Consider the following 15,266-nt stretch of genomic DNA (forward strand, 5'->3'; position numbering starts at 1 on the left):
AGACCTCTGGAGCATGGGACGTGCCACGGTCTGACGATTCGCAAGCTGACGCGCCTGCATGCCCGTGGCAATCGACATGACAACGCGGCGCGCGTCGCCACGCGCCGCGAATCGCACAATGGGTTCAGTGGCTCGCTGGCCCCGTAGCCTTGAGATCGGCATTGACCGCGCGCTGCGGATGAGCGGCCTGTTTGATGAGGAGCGCGACCGCAGAGACGAGCCCGGCGACCGCGATCACCGCGAAGATGCCACCGAAGCTGAAATGAAGCCGCGTGAGTTCCGCAACGAGGAACGATCCGGCAATGCCGCCGAAGCGCCCGATGCCGAGCATCCACGCGACGCCCGTGCCGCGCCCTTGCGTCGGATAGAACGCGGCGGCGAGCGCGGGCATCGACGATTGCGCGGTGTTCATCAAAACGCCCGCAAGGAACACCACCAGCACGAGCAAGCCGACGTTGCCCACGGCCTGTCCGATGCAGTAGACGCTCACTGCGGTCAATGCATAGCACGCTGCAATCACGCGGTTCGCGTTGAACTTGTCCATCAGCACGCCGAGCAGCACCGCGCCGACGCCGCCGAGCGGAAACAGCGCGGAAATCAGCGTCGCGCGTTGCGGGCTCAAGCCGGATTCCTTGAGCAGAATCGGCATCCAGTTAATGGACGCATAAAAGATCACGAGGCCCATGAAATACGCGAGCCACAGCATGACGGAGCCGATCACATAAGAACGCGACAACACCACGCTCATGCCGCTCTGACCTTGCACGGCAGGCGCGGCTTCGGTCATGAAGAACGAGCCGGCATGGCGAGCATCGTCCGAAATGCGGGCAAGCGTCGCGCGAATCTTCTCGACCGGCTTCGACTTCGCCACCATGTAGCGCACCGATTCCGGCAACGTGATGAGCAGCAGCACGGCAAGCGCGAGCGGCGCCACGCCGCCGAGGAACAGCACGCTGCGCCAGCCGAACTGCGGAATCATCCATGCAGCGAGGAAGCCGCCGAATGCAGCGCCCAGCGGAAAGCCGCAAAACATCAGGTTGATGAGCGTGGCGCGACGGTTGTCGGGACAGAACTCGCTCATCATCGTGACAGCGTTCGGCATGGCCGCGCCGAGGCCCAGGCCGGTGATGAAACGCAGCGTCGTCAAATGCTCGAGACTCGCGGAATACGCCGATGCAAAGCACGCGACGCCGAAGACGATCACCGACGACAACAGCATCGCGCGGCGGCCGAGGCGGTCGGACAAGGGCCCGGAAAGCAGCGCGCCTGCGGCAAGGCCGAAAAGCGCCGCGCTCAACACAGGCGCGAGCGCCGGCCGGCTGATGTGCCACTCGGTAACCAGCGAGGGCGCGATGAAGCCGATCGCGGCCGTATCGAAGCCATCGAGCAGCACGATGACGAAGCACATGCCGAAGATGAGCCACTGAAACGGCGAAAACGGGTGCTCGTTGATGAACGTCTGCACGTTCACGTTTGGACTTCTGCTCACTTCATTCCCTTCCGAAAGAGACGATGTATGTTCGCTATGCGAACAGCGATTCACATAGCGAACTATGCGTTTCGCGTGAGAATACGGAATAGCCCCATGTGCCGCAACGCGGGGTTACCCGGAAATGAAAGGACGTGGCAGCCGGCTTGTCGGATCGTATCGATGTCTGCGCGCCGTAGCGATCCATACTGTCATCACGAGTTGCACTCTACAATCGCTGTGTGATCGGGGCAGACCGCCCCGTTACGCGAGTGAGGCAATCCATTCGTGCTGGACGAATATCCCCTCGACGCGCCCGCGGGCGCTTCGGCGCCTGCCGATCAGGAACATTGCACAGGATATCGCATGGGCAAGATGGAAAGCGCGAGGCTGATCTATGTCATGGGCCCTTCCGGGGCGGGCAAAGACTCACTGTTGGCATTTGCGCGTGAACGCGTCGGCACACGCGTCATGTTCGCGCATCGGTACATCACGCGCGCCATTACTGACGGCGAGAACCATATCGCGCTCACGCCCGACGAATTCGCCTCGCGTCTTTCTCACGGGCTCTTTGCGATGCATTGGGAAAGCCTCGGTCTGCGCTATGGCATCGGTATCGAACTGGATGCGTGGCTCGCGCGCGGTATCTCCGTCGTCGTCAACGGTTCGCGGCAGCACGCGCCGGAGGCGCTCATGCGTTACCCGGACGCATGCTTCGTCCATATCGATGCCGCGCCTGCCGTGCTGGCCGCGCGGCTTGCAAGGCGTGGACGCGAAGATGCGCGTCAGATCGAGGCGCGGCTCGCACGCAGGCCCGCGTTCGAACTTCCTCGTCATGCGCGCGTGGTGCATATCGATAATTCCGGCTTGCTTGCAGAAGCCGGCAGCCAATTCTTGAACATCGTCGGTCACGCTGGACAATAGCGCAACGGCAAGAGGACACGCGTGCCATTGCACTGCTGGCACACGAACTGGACATGGCGCCGAATCGAGCGCATTCTGCGCACGCTCTTGAATGGGCCTGTCCAGCAGCGTGACATGTCAATGAACTCATTCGGGCAGTCACGCACGAAGGCGTCAAAATGCATCCTGAGCGCCGAGGCGCTGCCTGCACGCTTCGGCATGCGCCGATAAAATGACCGCATGTCCAAGTCCCAAGAGAACTCGCGGCGGCACGAGCCCGACTTGCCGCTTCATACCCCCAGCACTGCTTCGCTCGCTCTGGCTGCGGCTATCGCAATGGTCGCGTGGCTAGCCATCGCAGCGCAGACGGACCTGACCATCGCACGTTCGCTCGACCGCGGCCTGACCGTTATGGACGGTATCGCCCGCATGAGCAGCTACCTCACGAATCTGACGGTATTGCTTACGGCTATCTGCTTCACGTGTGTCGCCACGCGCGCTCAGGCACCGCTTGCGCGCTTCTTTCGTCAGCCGACGGTCGTAACCGCAGTCGTCGTATATATGGTCTTCGTCGGCATCGCGTACAACACGCTTCTGCGCTTTCTATGGACACCATCGGGCTATCGCGCGTTCGTCAACGAGTCGCTGCATACGGTGGTGCCCGCGCTGTCCGCGTTGTACTGGCTCTTGTTCGTGCCGCGCTTTCATCTTTCGTGGCGGCGATGCGCGCTCTGGCTCGTCTATCCGCTCGGCTATCTTTTCATAACGCTATGGCGCGGAAGCGAATCGGAGTTTTACCCGTACTGGTTCATCGACGTGTCCGAGCTGGGTTACGAGCGCGTGTTTCTCAATGCCGCGATGCTGGTCGTGGCTTTCCTCGTGCTGATGAGCGTCTTTCTCGTCATCAATCACCGGCGCGACGATTTGCGCGTGCCCGACCCGGACGTCGACTCCGACGACGTATCGGATTCGGGCGCGCCGCATTAAACAACGATTAGGCATCCTTGGTATCGAACATCAATACCTCTACGCCCGCCTGCGCGAAGTTGGACAGATCGCCGGCGGTTGCCTGGCCTTCCGGCGATTCGAGCGCGGATCGGATTGCATCGAGCGAATCGAATTCGAGCACGGCGACGAGGTGATACGGCGATTCGCCTTGCGCCACCGTGACCGGTCCCGTGCTCAACTCATAACGCTTGAGGCCCGGTAGCTTTTTGGCGAGCGGAACATGCGTGGATGTGTAATGTGCATCGAATGCCTGTTTGTCCGACGGCGTTTTATACAGTGCAACCAGCTTGGCCATGTCGTGTCTCCTTGGTGCGGGCCTGCCTGAGGGAACGGGCTACTGCTTTTCCAGCTGAAGATAGATGCGTTGCACGTTCTGCGGCTGCGCGGTCGTGTAGAGCTTATAGCCGCTGAATGCGGGCAACTGCACTGCGTGCATTGCCTGCGTGAGACTCATGCCGCTCTTATAGGCTTGCTTCACGGATGCATCGAGCTCGCGCAAATACAGGCCTGTCTGCAGAATGGCGTCACCGCGCAAAGGCGGACCGAACGCGGGCACGACGGTGTTCAGGTCGAGCGCACGCAGGTTTTCGAGCGCAGCGAGCCAGCCCGGTATCTGCTCGTTGCGTAGCTCGGGAATCCGGCCATTCGAAACCAGACTGCCCGCGAACAGCACACCGGTTTCGGTATCGAGCACGGCTAGATCGCCGGGTGTGCTCGCGGGGCCGAAATGCAGCAATTGCAACTTGCGTCCGCCATTCTCTATTTCAGTGGTCCCGTCGATGGTGCGGTCAGGCACGGTCACGCGCGAGCCTGCCATTTCATCTTCGCCGAGTGTCTTGCGCAGATTCGCAAGACAGATCGAGCAGCGATCATGTATCAGTTGCGCGGCGCGAACATGCGCGAGTATCGGCACGTTCTGGTCGCGGAAGGCAGCGGCGCCGAAGACGAATTCCGGCGCTTGATGCGTGATGATAACGAGCGTCACCGGCAAAGGCGTCACCTTGCGGATGGCTTCGATCATCGCGCGGCCATAGCGATAAGACGGCCCCGTGTCGATCACAGTCACCCCGCTCGTCCCGACGATAAAGCCGTTATTCGCGACGATGCCATGATTCTCCGGCGCCACCGCGTCTCCCGTGCCGATGAACGCGTACACCCCCGGCGCAATGCGCGTTGGCGCGGGCATGCCGGCGAGCGCGGCCATCGCCGGTCCAGCCCACGCACCGCATGCAATGAGAAGCGCGGCGATAAGTCGCCTCGCGTAGCGCAGCGTCATTTCATTGCCGACGCTTGCCCGGCCGCTTGCGTCTGAATAGCGATCGCGCCTTCGAACTGCTTGTTCTTGGTGTCCTCTATATGCGCTTTCAACTCGCCATTCCCGGCCGGCAGGAAGTAGAAGCGAAAATTCGGGTTCTCGCTGATCGAGAAGTTGACGTTCGCGGTCATCACCGGCTTATCCGCATAGGTGACGGCGACCTTGCGAATGAAATAGGCCGTCGCATAGTTGCGCGTAATCTGGTTCATCGCCATGCCGGTGCGGTTCGGGTGCCGCACCATCACTTGCGCGAGTTGCGGCTTGCCGACGACCGCCGTGCCCTCCGATTGCAATCGAACCGCGCCTGCCGCGCGTTCGGCTGCATCGTCGTCCTTGCCGGCGGGTGCCGAGCAACCGCCCGATGCCTTCACGAAGCGCACCGCGCTATACAGGTGCCCGTCGTTTGTCTCGGCGATGGCGCGCATGAACGTATAGTCCTCCACGCGCACACGGGTTTCGATGCTCGCCAGTCCCGACTCGGGCGTGAATTCGAAATAGCCTGCATACGGCTCGGGATTCTCGTCGATGAAAAGGTAGATCTTCCTGATGTAGTGCGCGGGACTTTGCGCGAACTGTGCGTTGATCGCGATAGGAACGACTGCGGCATCTGCCGCGCGGGCCGGAGCGTCGAGCGTGATGACGGATTCGCCATGCGTATCGACCGTTCGCCCCTTGAACGCGCCTTCCTTGAAATCAAGCCAACGAGCGACCTTGTTCGAGTCCTCGTCCGGCTGTGCGGCGTGCGCAAGCGATGCCATCAACGCAAGCAGCGCGAACAAGGCGCCGCGTGCGCACATAGAGCCAGGCGTATCGGTCATCATGATGCCCTCCATGCTGCCTGTTACTGCTCCCATTCGAGTTCCGCATAAGCGGCCGTCACATTGCGACGATGATAGACCTCGTAGAGCAGCCATTTGTCGCGCTGATCGAGGCCAACGGTGTCTACGGCTTGTTGAATCGTCGCGCCGCGCTTGATAGCTTCGCGCACGTCACGCGCGAGTTCGGCAAGGTACTGCTCTTCTGCTTCGAGTGACTGCTGCCACGGCGGATCGAGCGGACCATGTCCCGGCACGACGTGTCGCGGATTCATCTGCTTAATACGTGCAATGTCATCCAACCAGCCGACGACACTCCCGTCCACCACCGGAATGCAGCGCACGAAAAGCAGATCCCCGGTCCATAAGGTGCCGCTCTTCTCATCGTATACCGTCAAGTCGTTGTTGGTATGCGCTGTTTGCCATGTGCGCAATGTCAACGGACGGTCGCCGAGATCGAGCGTTGCGGTGCCATCCACCGTTTGCGTCGGCCCGATGATTTCGCTGCCTTCGGCGATGCCTCCGAGCTCCCGGTTCAGCGCGCGAAGATAATTCTCCGCCCGCGACGCCTCGGCTTGCGCGAGCTTCACGCTTCCGACGAATTGTGGATGATCGTCCACGAACGCCGCATTGCCGAAGATATGGTCCGGGTGCATGTGCGTGTTGATGACATGGCAGACCGGCAGCGGCGTGATCTGCCGCACCGCTTGCCTCAGCGCGCGTCCCTCTGCGAGCGTGCCGCCCGTGTCGATGACCGCGACGCAGCGCGTACCGACGATGAAGCCCACGTTCGCGATATCGCCCTTGTTCGCGCGTGTCGCAATGTCATCGTGAGCGCGATGCGCGTATTCGCCGGGCGCAATCTGCTGCATCGAAAGCGGCGGTTCCGCGCGCGTGTGTGCGACAAGAAGCGCAAAGAGCAACAACGCATGCCATGCGAATGAGAACGCCTCGATGCCTACTCGCACAGGCGATGCGATGAACGCCGAAACGCCGTACATCAGCGCGATAGCCGCTTCGCGTCCCGGCGCAAGCGTAGTCGAGCGGGCGAGGTTCACGCGCACCTGGTCACTGATGCGGCGTTATCGGCTCGCGCGCGGCACGTTCCCCGCCTTGACAGGCGCGCCCGCGGGCGGCGACAGATTCTTGAGCGCCCCTTGATAAGCGATCGTTTCCTTTTGCAGCGGATGGGCGAAGTCATTGCCCGCGCCCGGCACTTCCGTGCGAATCATGAGGAGGCCGCCGGGCACGTCGTCGGCGATCACAAACGTATAACGCTTGCCCGTGTACTGCGAGAAACGTTCGGCATTGGGATCGTTCAGGTAAGGCTGAATGACGACCTGACGCGCCGTCACATGCCTGCCGCCTCCGATTCCGAGCGCATCGCTCGATACGGACGTAATCGCCGGAGCCGCTGCCAGCGCGAGACGAACGCGCTGCTGGAAATAGCGCCGCTGTCCGCCCGTCAATTGCTCCATCTCGGCAACGTCGTGCTCCAGAAAGTAGATGATGACGGGATTGCAAGGCAGACCGCCGGGTACATTCACAGGACCGGTGCGGTCCGTTACGCGCGCATCGTTCTTGCTGTTTCCGGGACTCACGACGAGCACGCGCACCGTATCGCTGACTTTTGCGGGCGGGCCGGAATAGTCCACGGAGTAATCCAGTTCCGTCTGCGGCTCCACGCCGTTCATATGCGGCTGAAGGAACACGAGACGTTCGGCGGGCGCAATCTCCGCGCCCGGCGCCGAAGCGGCCGGCGGTGCTGCGGCCAACGCGTTATGCCCTTGCGCCAGGCCAAGCGCGCACACGGTCGTCACCGCGCGAAGAATGACGGCAGGCGTTCTCATTGTGCTTGCGCGGGTTGCATCGGCTGCAGAGGCAGCTGTGGAACTTGATAGCTCGTCAATATCTGGTCGATCTTTGGCTGATTCGACGCAATCCAGTTATCGACCTTGTCGCGCCATGCTTTCTCTCCGTACCGCACGCCCATGGAGATTTCGAAGTCGAAACGAATGCCGGGTTGCGGCGGGAACGGAACAAGCCTTACTTTGTTATCCGAACGATTGACGAAGTATCCAGCGATCGGTCCCCAGACGAACGCAGCATCGACGTTACCTTGCGACAGGTCGTGTTCGATCATTTCGCCGGGAAACGCCTCGGGATCGCCGCTTTGCCCCTGATACGACACTGCCTGCTCGATAAGGTTATTCCTGAGCAGCCAGTCGACGGCCGGGCTTTTGACAAAGATGCCCAGCTTCATTTTCTTGAGTTGATCCGGCGGCAGACTCATGAGATCAGCGGGCGTCTTGATGTTCGCGTATTCCGGGCGATTCGGAAAGACCATTGCGTACGTGGAGTGCAGGTACGGCCGCGTCGTCGCAGTCAGTTCATAGCCTTTCGGTACGCCGATGATCAGGTCGCATTTGTATTGCTCGGTATTCGGCACCTTGTCGCGCAGCGTATTCCTCACGAAACCCATGCGCTGCGGATAGAACGTATATTCGAGCTTGTAGCCGAAATCACTCGCCATCTGGCTCGCGATTTTGTTCTCGAAGCCTTCGCCTTTCTGGTTCGAGAGCGGCATGTTGTTGGGATCGGCGCATACGCGCAGCACGCCGTCCGCGCCGTCGTTGTTCGGCAGGCTCGGCGGCGGGCCGCCTGCGCCCTGCGCGAACGCGGCGTCGGTCGAAAGCAGAACAAGCGCTGAAAGCAGTGCGGCCATGCGACCGGATCGCACCGTACGACTGGCCTTACGCTGGAACATGAAGCCTCCGGGAGTAGAAGCGGCCATTGCGCGCCGCTCGCGATGCCTTCACTTCGCATCGATTGCTTGCAGGTCGCCCGGATTGATCTTGCCGTCGGACCGTCCTTTCAGGTACGTGTACAGATTCTCCCAATTCTTCTGCATCATCTGGCTCGCGCTGAAATCGGGCATGCCCTTGTCGACGCGTCCGCCGAAAACCGTGCGATGGAATTCGTTCTTGTCGAGCGTCTTGAAAGCGTCGACCAGAGAGGGACCGACGAGACCTTCCTGTTTCGCCCCGTGACACCGTTCGCAGGCGAGCGCGCGCCAGGTACGCCATCCTTGCAGCGTATCGTTGTCGACCTTGTTGCCGTCGACGACCTGGTACGCCACCGGCTTCATTTGCCCCGAAGAGGTCTGAGCGAAAGGCGCAGATGACGCAACGAGTGCTATCGACAACACCAGGATGGTTCGGCCTATCATTCGCGTGTCTCCTTCAATATGTTTCTTATGCAAGGCCCTGCTTTGCGCGACGGCACGCATGCCGCCGCGCGTTCCTGCTCACGCCTATGTCAACTCGGGACAGCGAAGATGAAGAGCGTGCCGCCAAGCGCCGTGTATTTCGCGAGTTCGCGGTACCCGCCTACCGCACCGAGACCTTCCGTCGACTTCTCGAGTCCCGCAGCCATGCCGATGCCGGCCCAGCCGCCGATGCCTGAATACACGCCGACGTATTGCTTGCCCTGGTACTGATACGTGAACACGTTGCCGATGATGCCGGACGGCGTCTTGAACTTCCACAGCTCCTTGCCGTCCCTGATGCGTACCGCCTTGATGTAGCCTTCGAGCGTGCCGTAGAACACGATGCCGCCTGCTGTCGCCAGCGCGCCGGACCACACCGAGAACCGCTCGGGCTTGGACCATGCGATCTTGCCCTTGGCCGCATCCCACGCGATAAAGTTGCCCATCGCGCCGTTCTCGTTCGGGCCCGGGAACATCGAAAGCGTTGCGCCGACGAACGGCTGACCCGACACGTAATCCACCTGGAACGGTTCGTAGTCCATACAAACGTGATTCGTGGGAACGAGGAAGAGACTCGAGTTCGGATCGTATGCGGCAGGCTGTTGATCTTTCGATCCGAGCGCGGCAGGACAAATGCCCTTCACGTTGTGATCCGGACCCGCCTGCTGTGTCGAATAGCTCGCGTTCCGAATAGGCAGGCCGCTCTTGATATCGACGCTATCGGCCCAATTAACTGCCGGATCGTACTTCTGCGCGACGAGCAGTTCGCCGGTTTCGCGGTTCAGCGTGTAGCCGAAGCCGTTGCGGTCGAAGTGAACGATCGCGGGCACCCGCTTGCCGCCGATGCTCAGATCCGACAAGATCATTTCATTGACGCCGTCATAGTCCCATTCGTCATGCGGGGTCATTTGATAGACCCACTTCGCTTTGCCGGTATTCAGGTCGCGCGCGAAGATCGACATCGACCACTTGTTGTCACCGGGGCGCTGGGTCGGGTTCCACGTGCCAGGGTTACCCGTGCCGTAGTAGACAAGGTTGAGTTTCGGGTCCCATGCGTACCATCCCCATGTCGTGCCGCCGCCATATTTCCATTGATCGCCTTGCCAGCTCTTGGTCGATGAGTCGGCGCCCACGGGCATCATCTTGCCGTCGGACCACGTCATGGTTTGCTGCGGGTCCAGCAACATCTCATCGTCGGGGCCCGTGCTATAGGCCTTCCACACTTCCTTGCCGTCCTTGATGTTGTATGCCACGAGACGGCCACGCACGCCGAATTCGCCACCCGAAATGCCGGTCAGCACCTTGTCGCCGAATACGTGCGGCGCGTTCGTGTTCGTCTCGCCTTTCTTCGGATCGCCGTTCTGCGCGCTCCACACGACATCGCCTGTTTTGGCATCGAGCGCGACGAGTTTGGTATCGGCTTGCTGGAGGAAGATCTTGCCGTCGCCATAAGCGAGACCGCGGTTGACTGTGTCGCAGCACATCACGGAGATGACTTGTTGATCCTGCTTCGGCTGGTATTGCCAGATGAAGGTTTGGTCTTTCAGATTGACCGCGATGACTTTGTTAGGGAACGGCGAATGGATATACATCGTGTCGCCGATGACGAGCGGCGATCCTTCGTGACCACGTAGCACACCGGTGGACATGGTCCAGGCAACCTGCAACTTGCCGACGTTGTTTTCGTTGATCTGCTTGAGCGTGCTATAGCGGTGATTCGAGTAATCGCCCGCTTGCGCTGCCCAATTCGAAGGATTCTTGATGAGGCTGTCGAGTTGCGAATCGGCCTGCGCCACATAGGAATTCAGGCCTGCCGTCGCAACCACCGCCAGTCCAAGAACCAGGGTGCGTAAGTTCATGTCTCCTCCAGAATGGTGATGCCTCCGACCCAGGGATGACCACGCTACCGGGTTGCATCGTGCGCGCCTTCTCAATGCAGGTAACGAGCTACGCTGTGCCCGGTCATGGCCGAACGCATGCGTATCGACGCCATTTGCATATTCCATGCCGGTTTAGTGCGCTCGTGCGCGTACTGGGATGGCGCGGGAATGACATGCTGTTCGCGCATGTTCGCGAGCTAGCGTGCGGCGTAGCGCGAGACATACTGTGTCAAATCCGCGAAATGCTGGCTTCTTAGCTTCGCTTCTGATGCGCCGCAGCAGTTTTGCGTTTGCTTGTGTGGCTTTGACGGAGACGCGCATACTGAATCACTCACGTATTGTTCGAGACCTCGCCATGACTCAAGCCGAGAAGGTGTACGCCGATGCGGAAATCGCCGAGCGTCTTAGCGGTACGCTCAAACACTGGTACTTCGAGGATGGATGGCTCAGGCGCAAGTTCCGCACGGAAGGTTGGAAGGGCACGCTGATGGTCGTCAATACGGTGGGCCATCTTGCGGAAGCGGCCTGGCATCATCCGGACCTTACCGTTTCATATGCCTTCGTTATCGTGAAGCTCAAGACGCATTCTGCCAAAGGCATTACCGATAAAGACTTTGCGCTTGCTTCGAAGATAGAAGAAGTCGTGCAGTGGCGGCCCTCGCTCGAGGGAGGGCCTCTTGCCGGGACGCCCTCCGATGATCAACGGTTTCGGTATATCAAGTACGATTGATTTTTTCCGTTTTCTTCTTTTGGGGCGAGGGCGGTTATTGTCGTGGAACTTGTTTTCGTGTCGGTCTATTGGCGTTGCCCCTCCCCGGGGCGGGGGTCACTTTCTTTGCTGCTGCAAAGAAAGTAACCAAAGAAAGCAGCTCTTGTGGGCCCGCAGCAAGAACAGTGTGGTCACTTCGCAGAAGAGCATTTGGCACTCAGTTTGAATCAACCCTGAATCGCCCTCCACGCCCGCTGGGCGCCACGTCATGCGAGCCCCTTGGCTCGATAACACCACACCCCGGCCCGCGCTTCGCGCTCGCAATCGCGCACTGTGCCGCGCAAGATTCCGTTGAGACGGCGTTTACCAGCATGTTGAGACCAACGCATGAGAAGCACGCATGCCGCTGCAAGCGTTCGGTGTTAACGAGCCAAGGGGCTCGGCGGACGTGGCGCTCAGCGGGCGTGGAAGGTGATTCAAGGCTGTTTCAAACTGAGTGCCAATGCCTTGCAGCGAAGTGACCACACACTTGTTGCTGCGGGCCAAAAAAAAGCTGCTTTCTTTGGTTACTTTCTTTGCAGCAGCAAAGAAAGTGACCCCCGCCCCGGGGAGGGGCAACGCAAATAGACCGACACGAATACAAGTTCCACGAAAAAGGAAGAACGACGAAGTTGGTACACCTTTTGCCTGCGGCATAAAAAAATCCCCCACGAGCGAAAGCCAAAAAAACATGCCCAAGTCCGCCCTATCGCCGCCCCAGGCGATCACCCTTTCGGCGGATGCCCGGCTGCATCTAGGCTTCATCGATCCGAACGGTTCGCTCGGCCGTGCCTTCGGAAGCGTGGGGCTGGTCATCGACGGACACGGCACCCGTATCACCGCGCGGCGCGCACAACGCAAGGGGCGCATAGACGGCGCATCGACGCAAGCGCAGCACGAGCGCATCGAAGCGTATCTCGCGCGACTCCACGCGGCACTGGGCGTCACGCAACCCGTCGACATCGAAGTGCACGAAACGCCACGCGCCCATACGGGACTAGGCTCCGGCACGCAACTGGCGCTGGCGCTCGGAACCGCGTTCGCCCGCGTGACCGGCCACGATCTGACCACAGCGGATATCGCACGCCTGCTCGCCCGCGGCGCGCGTTCGGGCATCGGCATACACGGCTTCGATCACGGCGGCCTGATCGTGGATGGCGGACGCAACACCACGCACAGCGACAACGCAACGCTCCCGCCACTGCTCGCGCGTCAGCGCTTTCCCGATGCCTGGCGCGTGCTGCTCATCGACGACGCATCCCGCGAAGGGCTGCACGGCGACGAAGAAAAACGCGGCCTCGCCGCGCTTGCGCCCTTTCCGGCCGCGCTCGCGGCCCATCTTTCGCATCTCGTCTTAATGCGCCTTTTGCCCGCCGTCGCCGAATGCGACTTCGAACCGTTCGCCGACGCAATCTCCGACATGCAGCAGATCATCGGCGAATACTTCGCGCCCGCGCAAGGCGGCGTATTCGCAAGTCCCGCGGTGGGGCATGCGCTGCAAGCGGTCGCGGCAGAACAGAAGGCCGGCATCGGTCAGACGTCATGGGGGCCGGTGGGCTTCGCGTTCTTTGCAGGCGCGCAGCAGGCCGAGCGCGCGCTCGCAACGGCGCAACGCGCGGCTCCGCACGCGTCGCTCAGCTTCTCCATTGTCGCGGCCCGCAATCACGGCGCGACGTGGCGCGCAGCCTGTCCGCGCGAATCAGGCGCAAATGCTGCGTGAATCGCGCCGCAACGCGTCATTCTCCATACCGACCGAGCCCAGACCATGCCCGATGCCGCCGAAAGACCTTACGTGCTGCACATGTTCACGAGCACGCCGCAGATGAGCCCGTTCGATGTGAACATGGCCGCGGACGCCGGCTATCAGATCGTCGTGCCGTACTGCAACGTCGACGAGGGCAGCGTCGTGCAGCTCACGCAGGACGCCATCTTTTCGCGCGGTCCCAAAGGCGTATCGCGCACGGGCATCTTTCTCGGCGGACGCGACGTCATGCTCGCCGCCGACATGCTGGAACGGGCGCGCAACGCGATGGTGCCGCCCTTCGAAGTCTCCGTGTTCGCCGATCCCAGCGGCGCGTACACGACCGCCGCCGCGCTCGTGGCGCTCGCGGAAAAGCATCTGAAGGCGTCGCATCAGGTCGGGTTCGACGGCAAGCGCGTGTTGATTCTCGGCGGCACGGGCGCGGTAGGACGCGTGGCCGCCGCGATGACCGCATCGCTCGGCGCGGACGTCGTCGTCGGGAGCCATTCGAGCCAGTCGCGCGCCACGCAAGTGAGCGACGAAATCAACCGGCGTTTCGATATCGCCACGACGGGCGTCGCGACCGGTACCACCGAGCAATTGCATCGGGAACTGGCGCGAGCGGAAATCGTGTTCGCCACCGCCGCGGCGGGCGTGCAAGTGATGAGCGCCGCCGATATCGCGCAGGCGAAGCATCTGCTGATTGCCGCCGACGTGAACGCCGTGCCGCCCGAAGGCATCGCCGGAGTCAACGTCATGGACGACGGCAAGCCGCTTGCCGGCGCGGCGCGTGCGGATGCAATCGGCATCGGCGCGCTTGCCATCGGCAACGTGAAGTATCAGGCCGAGCACCGCTTGTTCGTACGCATGCGCACCGGCGGCAAGCCGGTGTACCTGGGTTTTCCCGAAGCATTCGACGAAGCCCGCGCCATCGTCGCGGGACAGGGCTCGTGATGAACGCGCGTGCGCCGCGCGTCGCCGTCGCCGGACTGTCGGCTCGATTGCTTGCGCAGTCGGCCGCGCGCGCGGGCCTGAACGTCGTCGCGCTGGACATCTTCGGTGACCGCGATACGCGCACGCACGCGGGCATGTGGTTCGACATCGGCGGCGAGGGCTTGTCGATCGACCGCGCGCGCCTCTACGACGCGCTGGAACGCGTGGCACGCCTGCCTCGCATGCTGGGGCTCGTCGTGACGAGCGGGCTGGAGCCGCTCGCCATTGAACTGAGTCGCGCGCCGGGCGTGCCGCGTTTCATCGGCAATGGCGCGCAGTCGGCGGCCGTGCGCGATCCGCGGCGCTTCTTCGCGTTGCTCGACGACGCGCATATCGCCCATCCCGATGTGCGCTTCACGCGCCCCGCCGATGCGCGGGACTGGCTCATCAAGCGAAGCGATGGCTGCGGCGGCACGCACATCGAATGGGCGCGTGAACTCGATGACACGCCGCCCGGCGCCTATTTTCAGCGGCTGTCGCGAGGCCGCCCTATGTCCGCGCTCTTCGTCGCGGCGCATCGAGAAGCCGTGGTCATCGGCTTCGCGGAGCAGACCACGGTGAACGCGCATCGTCTGCCGTTCATTCATGCGGGGTCGCTCGGTCCCGTGACGTTGCCGCGCGATACGGCAACGCGCATCGTGAATGCGATCGAAACCATCGTATGGCGAACAGATCTCACGGGTCTCGGCAGCCTCGACTTTCTGCTCGAAAACGACACGTTTCACGTGCTCGAAATCAACACGCGCCCGTCATCGACCATGGCGCTTTACGAAGCGGCATGGCCCGACGCGTGGCCGCGCGGCCTGATCGGAGCGCATCTGGACGCGTGCCTCGACGGCGAGTTGCCGCACACCGACACGGCGCTAAAGCGACCACCGCTGATCGCCGGGCAGCGCGTCGTGTTCGCACCGCACGGCTTCGTCGCATCGCAGGCTTTCAGCGATGCCTGCTTTGCCGATCCCGCGTGCCACGACATACCGCTTCCCGGCGCGCGCATCGAGGCGGGCATGCCTGTCTGCACGATGATGACGACCGCGCCGGAACTCGATCTGTTGCGCGCGGCGCTGGATAGCGTTTGCGCGCGCATCCTGCAACGCATCGAAAGCCACTGAGCCCGCTGAGTCGAT

General features: G+C 61.7%; 16 protein-coding genes. 6 read left to right on the plus strand and 10 right to left on the minus strand.

Annotated elements, in window-relative coordinates; genetic code table 11:
• Positions 1–124: 124 nt before the first annotated feature.
• Complete coding sequence (locus NCR37_RS18380) at positions 125–1,489, minus strand: MFS transporter (protein WP_250474279.1); 1,365 nt, start codon at positions 1,487–1,489, stop codon at positions 125–127.
• 345 nt (positions 1,490–1,834) lie between these two features.
• Here NCR37_RS18380 and phnN point away from each other — a divergent pair, with 345 nt between their 5' ends.
• Both phnN and NCR37_RS18390 read left to right on the plus strand, forming a co-directional pair.
• Complete coding sequence (gene phnN, locus NCR37_RS18385) at positions 1,835–2,392, plus strand: phosphonate metabolism protein/1,5-bisphosphokinase (PRPP-forming) PhnN (RefSeq protein WP_250474280.1); 558 nt, start codon at positions 1,835–1,837, stop codon at positions 2,390–2,392.
• 219 nt (positions 2,393–2,611) lie between these two features.
• Positions 2,612–3,358: a Pr6Pr family membrane protein gene (locus NCR37_RS18390; protein WP_250474281.1), complete on the plus strand. Its 747-nt coding sequence runs from the start codon at positions 2,612–2,614 to the stop codon at positions 3,356–3,358.
• Between the two features lie 7 nt (positions 3,359–3,365).
• On the opposite strand, the gene NCR37_RS18395 is transcribed toward NCR37_RS18390, so the two are convergent.
• From NCR37_RS18395 to NCR37_RS18430, 8 genes are all read right to left on the minus strand, one after another.
• On the minus strand, positions 3,366–3,674 hold the full coding sequence (locus NCR37_RS18395; protein WP_250474282.1) for an EthD family reductase: 309 nt from the start codon (positions 3,672–3,674) through the stop codon (positions 3,366–3,368).
• 39 nt (positions 3,675–3,713) lie between these two features.
• Positions 3,714–4,583 carry an MBL fold metallo-hydrolase gene (locus NCR37_RS18400; protein WP_250474283.1) on the minus strand — a complete coding sequence of 290 codons (870 nt, stop codon included), beginning with the start codon at positions 4,581–4,583 and terminating at the stop codon, positions 3,714–3,716.
• A 68-nt stretch (positions 4,584–4,651) separates the two neighbouring features.
• Complete coding sequence (locus NCR37_RS18405; protein WP_250474284.1) at positions 4,652–5,548, minus strand: quinoprotein dehydrogenase-associated SoxYZ-like carrier; 897 nt, start codon at positions 5,546–5,548, stop codon at positions 4,652–4,654.
• The gene (locus NCR37_RS18410) at positions 5,536–6,567 is read right to left on the minus strand and encodes a quinoprotein relay system zinc metallohydrolase 2 (protein WP_250474285.1); all 1,032 of its coding nucleotides are present in this window, start codon (positions 6,565–6,567) and stop codon (positions 5,536–5,538) included. The genes NCR37_RS18405 and NCR37_RS18410 overlap by 13 nt, the downstream gene beginning before the upstream one ends.
• A 24-nt stretch (positions 6,568–6,591) precedes the next feature.
• Positions 6,592–7,359: a hypothetical protein gene (locus tag NCR37_RS18415; RefSeq protein ID WP_250474286.1), complete on the minus strand. Its 768-nt coding sequence runs from the start codon at positions 7,357–7,359 to the stop codon at positions 6,592–6,594.
• Positions 7,356–8,276, minus strand: a complete 921-nt coding sequence (locus NCR37_RS18420) for a substrate-binding domain-containing protein (protein WP_502800550.1) — start codon at positions 8,274–8,276, stop codon at positions 7,356–7,358. Before NCR37_RS18420 ends, NCR37_RS18415 begins: the two co-directional genes overlap by 4 nt.
• A gap of 48 nt (positions 8,277–8,324) precedes the next feature.
• On the minus strand, positions 8,325–8,738 hold the full coding sequence (locus NCR37_RS18425; RefSeq protein WP_244849578.1) for a c-type cytochrome: 414 nt from the start codon (positions 8,736–8,738) through the stop codon (positions 8,325–8,327).
• A gap of 89 nt (positions 8,739–8,827) precedes the next feature.
• Positions 8,828–10,636 (minus strand): methanol/ethanol family PQQ-dependent dehydrogenase, encoded by a 1,809-nt coding sequence (locus tag NCR37_RS18430; protein WP_250474288.1) that lies wholly within the window; start codon positions 10,634–10,636, stop codon positions 8,828–8,830.
• A gap of 376 nt (positions 10,637–11,012) precedes the next feature.
• On the opposite strand from NCR37_RS18430, the gene NCR37_RS18435 reads away from it, so the two are divergent.
• A complete protein-coding gene (locus NCR37_RS18435; RefSeq protein WP_250474289.1) occupies positions 11,013–11,387 on the plus strand; it encodes a 4a-hydroxytetrahydrobiopterin dehydratase in 375 nt (124 codons plus the stop codon).
• A 342-nt stretch (positions 11,388–11,729) separates the two neighbouring features.
• Here the strand turns inward: NCR37_RS18435 and NCR37_RS18440 are convergent, their stop codons facing one another.
• Complete coding sequence (locus NCR37_RS18440; protein WP_250474290.1) at positions 11,730–12,098, minus strand: hypothetical protein; 369 nt, start codon at positions 12,096–12,098, stop codon at positions 11,730–11,732.
• Between NCR37_RS18440 and NCR37_RS18445 the strand changes: the two genes are divergently transcribed.
• Genes NCR37_RS18445 through NCR37_RS18455 form a run of 3 tightly spaced genes read left to right on the plus strand, consistent with a single transcriptional unit; the run spans position 12,097 to position 15,251 of the window.
• On the plus strand, positions 12,097–13,125 hold the full coding sequence (locus NCR37_RS18445; RefSeq protein WP_250474291.1) for a beta-ribofuranosylaminobenzene 5'-phosphate synthase family protein: 1,029 nt from the start codon (positions 12,097–12,099) through the stop codon (positions 13,123–13,125). The genes NCR37_RS18440 and NCR37_RS18445 overlap by 2 nt on opposite strands.
• 45 nt (positions 13,126–13,170) lie before the next feature.
• Positions 13,171–14,100: an NAD(P)-dependent methylenetetrahydromethanopterin dehydrogenase gene (locus NCR37_RS18450; RefSeq protein ID WP_250474292.1), complete on the plus strand. Its 930-nt coding sequence runs from the start codon at positions 13,171–13,173 to the stop codon at positions 14,098–14,100.
• Positions 14,100–15,251, plus strand: a complete 1,152-nt coding sequence (locus tag NCR37_RS18455) for an ATP-grasp domain-containing protein (RefSeq protein ID WP_250474470.1) — start codon at positions 14,100–14,102, stop codon at positions 15,249–15,251. Before NCR37_RS18450 ends, NCR37_RS18455 begins: the two co-directional genes overlap by 1 nt.
• Positions 15,252–15,266: the final 15 nt, after the last annotated feature.

Source organism: Caballeronia sp. GAFFF1, from assembly GCF_023630705.1.
GTDB lineage: Bacteria > Pseudomonadota > Gammaproteobacteria > Burkholderiales > Burkholderiaceae > Caballeronia.